The sequence below is a fragment of the Chloracidobacterium sp. N genome (assembly GCF_018304765.1).
Lineage (GTDB): Bacteria > Acidobacteriota > Blastocatellia > Chloracidobacteriales > Chloracidobacteriaceae > Chloracidobacterium > Chloracidobacterium aggregatum.
Genome location: NZ_CP072642.1, coordinates 208,540 through 221,601 on the forward strand (window position 1 = coordinate 208,540; position 13,062 = coordinate 221,601).

A 13,062-nucleotide genomic window follows, 5' to 3' on the forward strand; every position below is an offset into this window, starting at 1 on the left:
AACCGTGGGTCTGAAACTGTGGGCTACGTCTGGTTCATTGCACAGCGTTATCTTCGCGCCCGCCGCCGCGCAACGCTGTCCGTCGCGGCTGGGCTGGCCGTGCTGGGCATCACCGTTGGTGTCTGGGCGCTGACCGTTGTCCTCGCCTTCCAGAGCGGAATGGAATCCGAGCTGCAGGGCAAAATCCTGGCCGGAACGGCCCATCTCAATGTGCTGCGCCGGGGTGGGCGTCCGCTGCCCGACCCGGACGGCCTCAAGGCGCAGATTCAGCAGACGCCGGGCGTCCGGTCCGCCACGCCAACGACCTACCGGGAGGTGCTGCTGACGAGCGGCTCGCGGGCGGCCGCCGGGGTTTTGAAAGCCGTTGACCTTGCGGAGCCGCCGGAAACACTTGAAGTCACCCGCACCCTCTGTCCGGGAACCAACCTGAAAGACCTTCAGCCGACACGCGGCCCCGAAGGCCGGGTGCTCGACGGCATCATTCCCGGCAAACGCCTGGCGCAGGAAGCCGGACTGCGCATTGGCGATCTGGTGGAAGCCCTGACCCCCGGCGCCCGTGGGGAACTGTCGCCCTTTGGCTGGCTGCCGACGACCTACACCTTTCGCGTCGTGGGTTTTTTTGAGTCCGGGTTGTATGAGTACGACGCCGCCTGGGCCTACATTTCCCTCGACGCAGCGCGGCAGCTCACGGGTGAGGAGACACCGGCGACGGTCATCCAGGTCATGCTTGATGACGCGCGCGCCTACCGTGACGTGGGCGCGGTGCTCCAGTCCCGGCTTGGCCCCGACTACGTCATCGAAGACTGGGCCACGCTCAACCGGACGGCCTTTGCCGCCCTCAACCTTCAGCGCCTGGCCTTTGCCGTCGTCATCGGGCTGGTCATTCTCGTGGCGGCGCTCAACATCGTGACGACCCTGATGTTGCTGGTCACGGAAAAACGCCGCGACATCGCCATTCTGCTCGCCATGGGAGCGACGCCGCGCACGATTCTGCTGGTATTTCTGGCGCAGGGATTGGCGCTGGGACTCGCGGGGGCGCTGTGTGGCGGTTTGCTGGGCGCCGCCACGGCCATTATCTGTGACCGCTACGACCTGATTCAGCTCGATGCCCGGATGTACTCCATCGCGTCCGTACCTTTTCGCTTTTCGCTGCTCGATACGGGCATCGTGCTGGGCGTTGCGCTCAGTGTGAGTCTGCTGGCCACGATTTATCCGGCCTGGCGGGCTGCCACCCTCAACCCGGTGGAGGGATTGCGCCATGCGTAGCCGGCGGCACATCGCTTTTCAGCTCGCAGCCTGGCTGGTGGTGGGGTTCACCGGCTGGCTGGTCCTGGAAGCTCCGGCGCAAACGTCGCCCCCGCCCGATGACTGGCTGGCGCGCGCGACGGTGCTGGCCGCCGCGCCCCCCTGTGCGCCGGAGGTGACGGCTGCGCTCGATGACCCGCAATGGTACGTCCGCGCCCGCGCCATCCAGACTCTGGGACGGCAACGCTGCACAGCGGCGGTCCCGGCCCTGCTGGCGCGTTTCTACCGTGAAGACTGGGACAATCAGGCGCGGCTGCTCGTGGCGCTGGGGCAGATTGGCGACCCGGCCGGGTTGCCGCCGGTGGCCCGGGCCGCCACGGGCCCGGCCGGCACGCTGCGCACCGTGGCCCTGGCCGCCCTGGGAGGTTTTACGGCCGCCCAGGTCGCGCCGGTGTTGGCCACGGCGCTCGAACAACCGCTGAACCGCGATGAAAAGTGCATTGTTGCCCGCCAGATTGGCGTCTTCCGCCTGGCGGACTGCGCCTCCCGGCTGGCGGACTGGCTGGATCAGGATGAGGAACTCGACCGCCTCATCGCCGTGGCGCAGTACCGCACCGGAGATCAGGCTGCCGGGCGGCGCGTCATCGAAGCCTTTGACCGTCTCGATGCGCCAACCCGGTTGCAGCTTCTCAGCGACTGGGCGGAACGGCCGGACATGCGCGCCAAAGCCATCCTGCTGAAGTCCCTGCGCTCGGAAGCGCCGGAGACCCGGCTGGCGGCAGCGCGGGCCTGGGCGGCATACGGTGCGCAGATGCCCATCGCGGAAACCCTGAACGTCCTGCCCGATGTGGATGCCGAGGTGCGTCACGTCCTCGTAACAGCGCTGGGAGGCTGCCCGGCAGAAGAAACCGTGGCGGCCGTCATCGAACGGCTGAAGGCGGAGCTACCGGCGGCGGCCCGAGTGACCTACCTGGACGCACTTGAAGCCCTTGACCGGGAGGTGGTGACGGCGGCGCTGCTGGTGGCCCGGCAGGCACGGCTGCCATTCGCCGAACAGGCTCTGGAAAAACTGGGCATCACGCCGGAGGCGCTGGCGGCCCGGCTGGCCGCGCCGACGTTGACGCCGACGGCGCGGGTCACGCTGGCAGTTCAGCTTGGACAACTCGGCGACCTGCGGGCCTTTGACCTTCTCCGCCAGGCGTTGTTGTCCGGGGATGAAGCGACGCGCTGCACCGCCGCCGAAGCGTTAGGGCGGTTGCAGGACGTGCGGGCGGTCGAACTGTTGCTCGATGTCCTGGACGATGATGTGCCGCGCGTCCGGTCGGCGGCGGCCGCGTCCCTGGCGCGTCTGGGGATGACGCCTGCGCGCCTGGTGGCTGTGCTGAATGCACCGAACACAAACCTGCGTACTGAGGCACTGCGGCTTCTCGGAAGGCTCAGTGACGTTGCGACGCTGCCGGCCGTGGCGGCGCAGACGCAGGAAGGGGAGCCACTTCCGGTACGCCTGGCCGCCGTGGCAGCACTGGGTCGCCTGCGTCATCCAGATGCCGTTCCGGTGTTGGTACGTCTGCTGTCGGCCCGGGAGCCAGCCCTGCGGATGCAGGCGGTCAGCGCCCTGGGCGAGATTGGAGAGGAGCGCGCCGTTGCCGCGCTGCTGCCGCTGCTGCGCGACCCGGATGCGGCCGTGGTGGGAAAGGTCGTTGCGGCGCTCTCCCGGACAAAAGCCCCGTCGGCCGTGACACCGCTGCTGGCGGCGCTTCAGCACCCGGACTGGCGGGTCCGCGCCGCCGTGGCACACAGTCTGGATGCCTGGGAGGACGCACGCATTCCGCCGGCCCTGGCCGCGGCGTTGGAAGACCCTTCCGCGCTCGTGCGGTTTCACGCCCGCCAATCGCTGCTGAAACTGGCCGTTGCGCCAGAGACGCTGCTGCCGGTAGCCCTCGGCCAGAGCCGCCCGCGTGGGTGGTATGGCGCTTACGTTACGTTGCAGGAACTGGCGCCCGAATCCATACGGGATGAGCTGCGGCGCTCCCTCGATGCACCCGACCCGAAGACCCGTGCCCTGGCGGCGGCGCTGGCGCGGCGCTATCCGGACCCAGACATGCTGGCGTTGCTCTGGCAGCGCCTGGACGCCGAAACCCGCTTTACCGTCCGGTGGTGGCTCGTCCGCGCCCTGGCCGACTTCGGTGAAGCGGCGCGGGAAGGGGCCATGAAGCGCGCCCGGTCGAAACAGCCCCGGTTGCGCGCCGATGCCATGCGCGTTCTGGGTTGGCTTCCGGCCAACCGGGAAAGCCAGTTGGTCTTGCGGGAAGGGCTGGCCGATGCGGAAAGCCAAGTTCGTTCGGCCGCTGTGGAAGCCTTGGGACGCATCGGCGATGTCGCCGCCCTGGCGCCCTTTCTGGCCCGCCAGAGCGGGGCTTTCACCATTGCCCCGGATGAGCTGGTGGATGCGCTGCTCGCCTGTGGTGACGCCGGGCGGGCCGTGTTGCGTCAGGCCGTGGCCGGAAGCGAGCCAGCCATTCGGGCGCTGCTGCTTCAGCGGCTTGGGGCCGACGGGCATCCTGATGCGCTGCCCCTGCTGCTGGAGGGCCTGCGCGATGCGTCACCCCTTGTACGCCAGTCCGCACGCCAGGGCTTGGCGCGGCAATCGGATGAACGCGCGGTGCAGGCGCTGGCTGCGTTGCCGGATGAACCATAAGCGAAACACGGCCCCGGCGTTGCCGTCACACGCTGCCGGTGGCTTGGTTGATACGTCGCACATGTGTTACAAAACGCAAATGTCATAACGCTCTGCCGATGGGAATCCGGCTGCGTTATGACCGGTACCGGTTACGGCTTCCGGCCGCGTAACTTTCCCGTAAAAAACACAGGACGGTCACCATGCCCCGCGTTGGCGGCGTCATTATCACTCACGGACAACTGGCGACGGAGTTGCTCCACGCCGCAGAAATGATTGTCGGCGACATCCGCCACGTGCGCGCCGTCTCGATTGACTGGCACGATGATGTGGAGATGGCGCAGGGAGTCATCGAGCGCGCCATTACGGAAGCCGATCAGGGGGGTGGCGTGCTCATTCTCACGGACCTGTTTGGCGGTACGCCGACCAACCTCGTCATGGCTTACAGCGGGCAGGTACGGGTGGAAATCGTCACCGGCGTCAACCTGCCGATGGTCATCAAGCTGGCGACGGCGCCCCCTGACTGGTCACTGCTCGACGTTGCCCGGTGCGTGACGGAACAGGGGCGCAAGAACATTCATCTGGCAAGTGAGCTGGTGCAGATGCGGACAAGTTGAGTCTCCGCCATCCGGGCCGGCTTGATCGCTCTCCATTTTTCCTTGCTTTCCGCAGCATTGTCGAAAGGTCCCCATGCCACTTGAGCGTCTGGTCACGGTGACGAATCCGTTGGGGCTGCATGCGCGTCCATCGGCGCGTCTAGTGACTGTCGTCAATCAGTTCAAGAGCCGGGTGCTTCTGCGCCGGGCGGATGATCCGAACTTTGTGGATGCCGGAAGTATCCTGAGCGTGATGTTCCTGGCCGCGGCGCGTGGAACACCGCTCGTCATCCGCGTCGAAGGCGAAGATGAAGCGGCGGCAATGGCGGCTGTTGTGGCGCTGTTTTCCGAAGGCCAGGAGTCCTCCCATGTCTTCTAATCCACTGACCGACACCGAACGGCACTTCACGGGGCTGGCCGCCTCGCCCGGCGTTGGTTTCGGGCAGGTGGCGCGCCTCGTGCCGCAGACCCGCCCGCCGCTGTTCATCCATGTGCTGCCGCACCGCGTAACACTCGAAATCGAGCGCGTCAAACGCGCCATGCAGCGCGCCCGCCGGCATCTGGAAAGCGTCCAGCACCATTTTCGGGAACAGGTCGGACATGGCTCGGCCTATCTGCTCGATCCATACATTCTCATGCTTGATGACGCGGTTTTGACGCAGGCCATCGAGGACAACATCCGCCAGCACCGCATCAATGCGGAGTGGGCGGTCAAGCGTGCGGTTGAGTCCCTGCTGGCGTCCTTCGACAACATCCAGGACGCCTACCTCGCGCAGCGCCGGGACGACATCCGGGATGTCGGTCAGCGGCTCATTGGCATCCTGTCAGGCCAACCAATGCGCATGCCGCAGTTGGATACGCCTTCGATTCTCTTTGCCGACGACATCCTGCCGACCATGCTGGCCGAGGTGAATCCGACGAACCTGAACGGACTTGTGACAGATACCGGCGGCGTGATGACGCACACGGCAATCATTGCACGCAGCCTTGGCATTCCGGCGGTATTTGGCGTTCAGGAAGCCCTCAATCAGGCGACTGAAGGGTCCGCCTGCATCGTGGATGGCTCGCACGGCGAAGTCATCCTGCATCCCCGGCGGGCAACCCAGACCGTGTATCTGGGACGCCGCGCCGCCGAGCAGCGTCTGCGCCGGGACGGGCTGAGTGTGGCGCGGCTGCCGGCGGTGACACGCGATGGCATCGCCTGTCACCTGCTGGCGAATGTCGAAATCCAGTCGGAACTCCCCGGCGTCGAACGGTGTGGGGCGCAGAGCATTGGGCTGTTTCGCTCCGAGTTCATCGTTTCCAGTGATGCCAGCAGCCTGCCGGATGAAGACACCCAGTGCGCGGCCTATCAGGCGGTCATTACCGCTTCACCTGACCACACCGCGACGATTCGGACGTTTGATTTCAGCAGCGACACCCTGCCGGGCGAAACGCGCATCGTGGAACCGAATCCGGCCCTTGGTCTCCATGGCGTCCGGTGGTGGCTGGCCCACGAAAACGTTGCCAAAACCCAGCTCCGCGCCATCGTGCGCGCGGCGGCGAGCGGGCGCGTACGGATTCTGCTCCCCCGTGTGACCTGCATCACCGAGTTGCGTGCTGCCCGCGAGTTGCTCACGGCGGTCTGCCGCGAACTGGGCGCAGACGACCGGCTCCGCCGGCGGCTCGAACTGGGAGCAATGATTGAAATGCCGGCCGCGGTGTTCATTGCCGACCGTCTGGCGCGGGAAAGCGATTTTCTCTCCATTGGCAGCAACGATCTGGTGCAGTACGTGCTGGCCAGTGACCGGGGCAACGAGCGGGTAAGCTACTTGCAGCAACCGCTGCATCCGGCCGTGCTGGCGAGTCTGAACCTGGTTGTCAGGGCGGCGCAGGAAACCAAAAAACCACTGACGATGTGCGGCGAGATGGCGGCCCAGCCGGTCTGTGCCTTCGCCCTGCTTGGTCTGGGAATCCGCCGGTTCAGCCTGTCGCCAGCCGCCCTGCCACAGCTCAAGTCCACGTTGCGCCGGTTGTCCGTCCGGGATGCCGAACAGTTCATGGCACAGGCGCTGACCCTTGATACGGCCCACGCCATCGAAGCCTGCGCGCAAACCTACCTCAAACCTTGAGAGACGGCGGCCCGCCTCGCGCCGCCAGCGTCGGACTTCCGGGCGTTGACAGCGCGCCCGGTTTTCGTCAGAAGTCACACCAACCTTTGCCTGCGGACGGGTCACGGTGACATCCAGGACGCCCTTTACTGCCGATTTCGAGACGCTGGATTTCGATGCCATCCGGGAACATCTGGCGCGTGAGACACGAACGCCTTACGGGCGCGAGCTGGCGCGCGACCTGCTGCCCAGCGCCGACCCGTCTGAAGTGCGCTACCGGCTGCGGTTGACGACGGAAGCACGCCATTGGTTGGCCGAGCAGGGGGGCTTCGGAATGGGCGAACTGCCGGATGTGCGCCCGCTGCTGGATCGTCTGCGGCTGGAAAATGCCACATTGACCGTGGACGAAATCCATGCGCTGGCGCGAACCATGGAGGCGGGGCTGCATCTGCGCGCGACGTTGCGCCCGCACCGGGAGCGGTTTCCACGGCTCGGCGCGATTGCCGAGACGATTCCCGATTTCCGGGACACCCTGGCGCAGGTTCGCCGCATCGTGGCACCGGGCGGACAGCTCGATGAACGGGCCAGCCCGGAGTTGCAGCGCCTCCGCCAGGAACAGCAGGTCCAGCGCGACCGCCTGCAACGGCGGCTGGAGCGGTTGCTCCGCCGCCCCGACCTGGAAGGCGTTTTTTCTGACGACATTGTGACCCAGCGCCACGGCCGGTTTGTCATTCCGGTGCGGGATGATCACCGGGGACGGGTGGCCGGGGTCGTCCACGGGATGTCGGGCAGCGGCATGACGGCTTTTGTCGAACCACTCGACGCCATCCCGCTCAACAACGAACTCACCCGCCTGCAGGAGCTGATCGAAGCCGAAGTCCTGCGTCTGCTCCAGGAAGCCACGCAGCAGTTGCGTCACCGGCAGTCCTGCCTGACCGCGTTGGTGACGGCGCTGGGCGAACTCGACCTGGTGGTGGCCAAAGCCCGTCTGGCCGAGCGTTTGCGCGCCGTCGAGCCAACGGTTTCGGAAACCGGCCGGTTTCAGCTCACGGCCGCGCGGCATCCGTTGCTGATGCTGACGTTTCAGGCGCAGGGGCGCGAAGTCGTGCCGTTGAGTCTGACGCTGGATGCCGCGCAGCGGGCGCTCGTTGTCAGTGGGGCCAACGCCGGCGGCAAGACGGTCGTGCTCAAAACGGTCGGATTGTGTGTCCTGCTGGCACAGTCGGGGCTGCACGTTCCGGCACAGGCGGCCGAGCTTCCGGTGCTGCGGCAGGTTAACGCCGACATTGGCGATCAGCAGTCGCTGGTGGCAAACCTTTCGACGTTTTCTTCCCACATCACCAAACTGGCCCGGGTGGCGGCCGAGTTGACGCCGCCAGCACTGGTGCTGCTCGATGAAGCCGGAACAGGTACGGACCCGGACGAAGGCGCGGCGCTGGCGCAGGCGCTCATCGAGCATTTTCGGACACGCGGGGCCTACGTCCTGGCGACGACCCACTTCAACGCCCTGAAAATCTATGCCGATTCGACGCCGGGCGTCATCAGCGCCGCTGTGGCCTTCGATCTGGAAACCCTGACGCCGACGTATCAGCTTCATCTGAACGCCGTCGGCAGTTCGAGCGGACTGGTCATTGCCCGCCGCCTGGGCCTGCCGGAGGCGCTGATTGAACAGGCGCAGAGCTATCTGCGCGAACGGGAGGTCATCCTGGCGCAGTATGTCGCCGAACTCGAACGCCGGGTGACGGAAGCCCGTGACGCCGCTGCCGCGCTGGACGAAGAGCGCGCCGCGCTGGCCGAACGCTATGCCCGGCTCGAACAGGAGTTTCTGGCGCGCGATGCCGCCCGGCAGGCCGATTTCGAGACCCGCGTACAGCAACTTTCCACGGCGTTTGAAGCGCGGCTGGCATCGCTGCTGGAGCGCATCAGTGAGGCCGAAACCCGCGAACGTCTGCGCCGGGAGGCCGTTCGCCAACTGGAAGCCACGGCGGCCGAGGTCAAGGCCGACGCCGCGGCCGACAAGCCACTGGACAAGCCCTCGCTTGCGGCCGAAGTGGCCGCACGGCGTCCGCAGAAGTCCAAAGCCGCGCAGCGGGCGCTGGTGGCGGAATCGCTGACGGCACAGCCGGTCAGGACGGCGGCGGAACTGCGTCCCGGCGACCGCGTCCGCACGGCCTTCGGGACGGTCGGGCAGGTTGAAGCCATTTCCGGCGAAGAAGTGACCGTCACCAGTGGCGCTTTGCGTCTGAAAGTGCCGGCGACGACCCTGGCCAAGCTCCCGCCGACGAAGTCCCAGCCGGCACCATCCGCGCCCCCGGCGCGGCAAACGCTGGTGGCCATGCACGACGTGACGCTGGAAGGGCAGGTGCCCTCCGAAATCAATCTCATCGGGCTGACGACGGATGAAGCCACGGATGCCCTTGACCGCTACCTTGACCGCGCCGCGCTGGCCGGACTCACCCAGGTGCGGGTCATTCACGGCATTGGCACGGGGGCCCTGCGAAAGGCCGTGGAAGCCTTTCTGCTGACACACCCGCACGTGGAAAGCTTTGCCCGCGCCGACCGGCGGCAGGGCGGAGACGGGGCCACGCTGGTGAGTTTGCATCCGTGACCGTCCTGCGGCTGTTTCTGGCAGCGGTGGCGTTCCTGACGCGCCTGCCGATACCGGCCTGGGCGCACCCGGACGGCCGGACACTGGCGGCTGCCATGGTGTTTTTCCCGCTGGTCGGGGCGCTGCTGGGCGCGGGGCAGGCGGCACTCATTCTCGTGCTGCACCCGGTGCTTGCGCCGGATGCGCTGGCCCTGCTGCTCATTGCCACGACGGTACTCGTCACCGGGGCATTGCACTACGACGGGCTGGCCGACACGGTGGACGCGCTGGGCGGCGGCTGGTCGCCAGAGCAGCGGCTGGCCATCATGAAGGACCCGCACATCGGGACGTTCGGCGTGCTGGCGCTGGTGGTGGCCGTTCTGGCCCAGTTTGTGGCGCTACGGAGTTTTCAGCACGTGGAGTCGCTGTGCCGGGCGGTGATGGTTGCGCCATGTCTGGCCCGGATGACGATTGTCTGGCTGGCGTGGCAGGAGCCTTATGCGCGGGCTGAAGGTGGCAAGGGACGCTTCATCGAGGCGCTCCAGGGGCGGCATGTGTTGGGGGCGCTGCTGACCGGCGGGGCAATCGTGCTCGGCGTGGGCGGCTGGTTGGGCAGTCTGCTGTTGGCGTTGGCGGCGGTACTCGTCATGATGGCGGCCTTTCGTTTTCGGCGCTGGCTGGGTGGGATTACCGGCGATGCGCTGGGTGCGGTCTGTCAGACGTGTGAACTTCTGGTCTATGGCGTGTGGGTTGCATTTCGGCCGTGAATCGGCATCCGGCGGCTGGCGCTGGCGGCTGGGCGCGGCCCTGCTGGGGCTGCTGCTGGCTGCCTGCGCCCGTGAGCCGTTTCGCGTCCGTCCCAAAACGGACCCGCCGGTGTCTGAAACCCGGGCCGTGGCCGTTGCGGAAACCGATTACGTTCTGCGCGCCCGTGCCGTCTGGGATGGCAACGAACTCGTGGACCGCTTTGACGCCAATCATCTGACGGCCGGGATGCTGCCGGTGTATGTCTGGCTGGACGTACGCACGGCCGCACCACTAGACCTCAACGCCTTCCGCTTCCGCTTGCGTGATGCGGCGGGACAAACCTGGCAGCTACTGTCCGTCCGGCAATCCGAAAAGCGGCTGATGAAGTCCTACGGCATCCGCGCCTACAGTGTGGATGGCTACCAGACGTTTCGCCAGCGCTACACCGACTCGTGCTTTCCGACGACGGGCACTGTGGCCGCCGGAGAGCGCGCCGATGGCTTTCTGTTTTTCGAGATACCACGCGCCCGGTGCGACCTCCCGGCCGGAACTCTCTGGCTGGAAGTCGAACGACGCGGGCCGAGTCCGCGCACCGTGACGCGCATCGAACTCCCAGCAGCGGATGTGGTAACGTCGTCCGCACCGGAGGAGTGAGTGTGCGTGGTATGAAGCCTTTACGAGTATTCGCCCTGATGGGGTTGGGGTGGCTGGTGCTGGGCAGCGGCGCGGGCGAAGCGCCGGCGCAGTTTTCGGTGGCGGCCGGCTCGCTGACCGTGCGCGGGCGGGTCCTGGATGCCCAGACAAAGCAACCGCTGGTCAACGCCCAGGTGAATATACGGACGAAATATGACGACTACCGGACGCTGACCGATGCCGAGGGGTACTACACGCTTCAGGTGTCGGCCGGACGGGAGTTGCGCGACTTTGAGCTGATTTTCAGTCACCCGGACTACCGGGAGAAGTACTTTCACACGGCGTTCCAGCCCGTTCTGCGGGATGACCTGACAGCAACCGTCGAACCGCTGCGTGCCCGCGTCAAGTACCGTAAAAACAAGCTGGACATGCCTTGTGGCGACCGCAAGGCGCTCATCACCAAGGGCGGCGATACGCTTTCGTGTACCTTTGCCTGTGAGTCGGCGCCGGCTTTGACGGTGCGCCTCCCGGCCGGCAATGAAATGCGTGTGACGGCGGCCGGCGGCTTTTCACTCAGGATTACCGATGAGAAAGTGGAGTTGCGCGGCGCGGAAAACCAGGCGGTGGCTTTGCAGGTGACCGCTGTGATGTTCAGGCGTTGACTGCCTGGGAGCGCGCTGGGAGCGCGGGCATCCTGCCCGCGTGATGAGTTGAGAGCGCGGGTATCCTTGCCCGCATGAATCCAACGGGCGGATTCAACCGTCGCTACGCGACGAGCCTGGGAGCGCGGGCATCCTTGCCCGCATGAATCGAACGGGTGGATTCAACCGTCGCTACGCGACGGGGGGTGTGTTGGGGGCGTATGTGATCCGTGGGTTGAAACCCACGGCTAAATTCATCCGTCGCTACGCGACGAGTCTGGGAGGGCGGGCATCCTGCCCGCGTGATGAGTTGAGAGCGCGGGTATCCTGCCCGCATGAATCCAACGGGCGGATTCAACCGTCGCTACGCGACGAGCCTGGGAGCGCGGGCATCCTGCCCGCATGATGAGTTGGGAGGGCGGGCATCCTGCCCGCATGATGGCTGGGAGCGCGGGCATCCTTGCCCGCATGAATCCAACGGGCGGATTCAACCGTCGCTACGCGACGGGGGGGGTTGGGGGCGTATGTGATCCGTGGGTTGAAACCCACGGCTAAATTCAACCGTCGCTACGCGACGAGCCTGGGAGCGCGGGCATCCTGCCCGCAGATGAGTTGAGAGCGCGGGCATCCTGCCCGCATTTTGGCCGGACAGTCCGGCAGGGAGGTGCGTCATGACGGATTACTTCGACCGTTTCAGTGAGTGGCGACGCAAAATCCAGCGCAAGGCCGAGGAAGTGGATGCGCAGTTGGGACTGTCGGAGGCCATCGGGAAAACCGTCGAGAAGACGGTCGAGCAGACCGAAAAGCTGACGGAGGAGGTCCGGCGGGCAACCGGACAGCTTTCGGCGAGCTTTCAGCGGGCTGCCGAAAACGCGCCGGAAGTCGTCAGCGAAGTGGTGCAGGAAGTTACCCAGGCCGTCGGGGAAGTTTCAGAGCGGTTGCCCGATGCGCAGACCGTGACGGACACCATGGCGCGGGTGGTGGAGACGGTACGCGACGAGTTCAGGAACCTCGATGAAAAGCACCACGTGACGGAAAACCTCAAACAGGCGGCAGAAAAGGTGGCCGACAAAGTGACCGAAGTCGGGGCGGAGACCCTGCGTACCGGTGGCGAGAAGGCCTCCGAGGTGGTGGATCGGGCCGGTGAAGCGTTTGATGCCGTGCGGGAGACGGCGCACAAGTACTACAGCCGGGCGGAAGAGGCCTACAACTTTGGTTCGCGCGTGTTTCACGCGACGGTCGAAACCCGCGACGGCTACCGCAAGGCGCGGGAGTGGGTTGTGGCCAATCCCGGTACGTCGGCGGTGATGGGGTTGTCCCTGCTGCTGGGTTTCCGGTTGGGCGCGGCCTTTCCGGGGCTTGACCGGGTGATTCTGGGGCAGTCGCGGCACTGGGTGTTTCACAGTGGTCTTGCCGCCTATGGGGCCAAGCAGCTTGCAGAACGCTACATGCGCTTTCTGCGCGAGCAGGAACGGCTGGTGGCCGAAGGCAGGCTGGACGAAGCGGCGCAGGCGCGGGTTGCCTTTCAGCGGAAGGCAGCGCGCTACGTGGGCGCGCCGTTGCTGGGGGCGTTCAACGTCGCCCTGGGGACGGCGCTCTGGGCGGAAATCTTTTCACCGGGACGGATCGTGGGGTTTCCAATCAGCATCGTGCTGGGGGGCAATCCGGTTCTGGAAACGGTCTGGCTGTTTGGCAACGGGCTGGTGTGCATTTACACCGGCTATGAACTCGTCATGCTGGCCTTTGAGGATGAAGCCGACGTGCAGCGGGTCGTCCGCGCCATTCGTGCGCTGCTGCCGGAAGCCGACAGCTCGCAGGCGGCCTGAATCCGACGCCTTTGGATTCA

10 protein-coding genes are annotated in these 13,062 nt (G+C 66.1%); all 10 read left to right on the top strand.

The window, feature by feature from the left end:
- The first annotated feature begins 18 nt into the window (after positions 1-18).
- A complete protein-coding gene (locus J8C05_RS00845; protein WP_211422367.1) occupies positions 19-1,266 on the top strand; it encodes an ABC transporter permease in 1,248 nt (415 codons plus the stop codon).
- Positions 1,259-3,943 carry a HEAT repeat domain-containing protein gene (locus J8C05_RS00850; protein ID WP_211422368.1) on the top strand — a complete coding sequence of 895 codons (2,685 nt, stop codon included), beginning with the start codon at positions 1,259-1,261 and terminating at the stop codon, positions 3,941-3,943. The genes J8C05_RS00845 and J8C05_RS00850 overlap by 8 nt, the downstream gene beginning before the upstream one ends.
- Positions 3,944-4,125: 182 nt before the next feature.
- The gene (locus J8C05_RS00855; RefSeq protein WP_058868364.1) at positions 4,126-4,539 is read left to right on the top strand and encodes a PTS sugar transporter subunit IIA; all 414 of its coding nucleotides are present in this window, start codon (positions 4,126-4,128) and stop codon (positions 4,537-4,539) included.
- Positions 4,540-4,612: 73 nt separating this feature from the next.
- Entirely contained in the window at positions 4,613-4,897 is a 285-nt protein-coding gene (locus J8C05_RS00860) for an HPr family phosphocarrier protein (RefSeq protein ID WP_014098692.1), read from the top strand.
- Positions 4,887-6,629: a phosphoenolpyruvate--protein phosphotransferase gene (gene ptsP, locus J8C05_RS00865; RefSeq protein ID WP_211422369.1), complete on the top strand. Its 1,743-nt coding sequence runs from the start codon at positions 4,887-4,889 to the stop codon at positions 6,627-6,629. The genes J8C05_RS00860 and ptsP overlap by 11 nt, the downstream gene beginning before the upstream one ends.
- 106 nt (positions 6,630-6,735) lie before the next feature.
- On the top strand, positions 6,736-9,216 hold the full coding sequence (locus J8C05_RS00870) for an endonuclease MutS2 (RefSeq protein WP_211422370.1): 2,481 nt from the start codon (positions 6,736-6,738) through the stop codon (positions 9,214-9,216).
- Complete coding sequence (gene cobS / locus J8C05_RS00875) at positions 9,213-9,962, top strand: adenosylcobinamide-GDP ribazoletransferase (protein WP_211422371.1); 750 nt, start codon at positions 9,213-9,215, stop codon at positions 9,960-9,962. The genes J8C05_RS00870 and cobS overlap by 4 nt, the downstream gene beginning before the upstream one ends.
- Positions 9,934-10,596 carry a hypothetical protein gene (locus J8C05_RS00880; RefSeq protein ID WP_211422372.1) on the top strand — a complete coding sequence of 221 codons (663 nt, stop codon included), beginning with the start codon at positions 9,934-9,936 and terminating at the stop codon, positions 10,594-10,596. The genes cobS and J8C05_RS00880 overlap by 29 nt, the downstream gene beginning before the upstream one ends.
- Before the next feature lie 11 nt (positions 10,597-10,607).
- A complete protein-coding gene (locus J8C05_RS00885) occupies positions 10,608-11,237 on the top strand; it encodes a carboxypeptidase-like regulatory domain-containing protein (protein WP_211422373.1) in 630 nt (209 codons plus the stop codon).
- A 650-nt stretch (positions 11,238-11,887) separates the two neighbouring features.
- Complete coding sequence (locus J8C05_RS00890) at positions 11,888-13,042, top strand: hypothetical protein (RefSeq protein WP_211422374.1); 1,155 nt, start codon at positions 11,888-11,890, stop codon at positions 13,040-13,042.
- Positions 13,043-13,062: the final 20 nt, after the last annotated feature.

Excerpts from the sequence above, each read along its gene's own strand:
- J8C05_RS00850 (WP_211422368.1), top strand. The coding sequence starts at position 1,259 with ATGCGTAGCCGGCGGCACATCGCTTTTCAGCTCGCAGCCTGGCTGGTG.
- J8C05_RS00855 (WP_058868364.1), top strand. The coding sequence starts at position 4,126 with ATGCCCCGCGTTGGCGGCGTCATTATCACTCACGGACAACTGGCGACG.
- J8C05_RS00860 (WP_014098692.1), top strand. The coding sequence starts at position 4,613 with ATGCCACTTGAGCGTCTGGTCACGGTGACGAATCCGTTGGGGCTGCAT.
- ptsP (WP_211422369.1), top strand. The coding sequence starts at position 4,887 with ATGTCTTCTAATCCACTGACCGACACCGAACGGCACTTCACGGGGCTG.
- J8C05_RS00880 (WP_211422372.1), top strand. The coding sequence starts at position 9,934 with ATGGCGTGTGGGTTGCATTTCGGCCGTGAATCGGCATCCGGCGGCTGG.
- J8C05_RS00885 (WP_211422373.1), top strand. The coding sequence starts at position 10,608 with ATGAAGCCTTTACGAGTATTCGCCCTGATGGGGTTGGGGTGGCTGGTG.
- J8C05_RS00890 (WP_211422374.1), top strand. The coding sequence starts at position 11,888 with ATGACGGATTACTTCGACCGTTTCAGTGAGTGGCGACGCAAAATCCAG.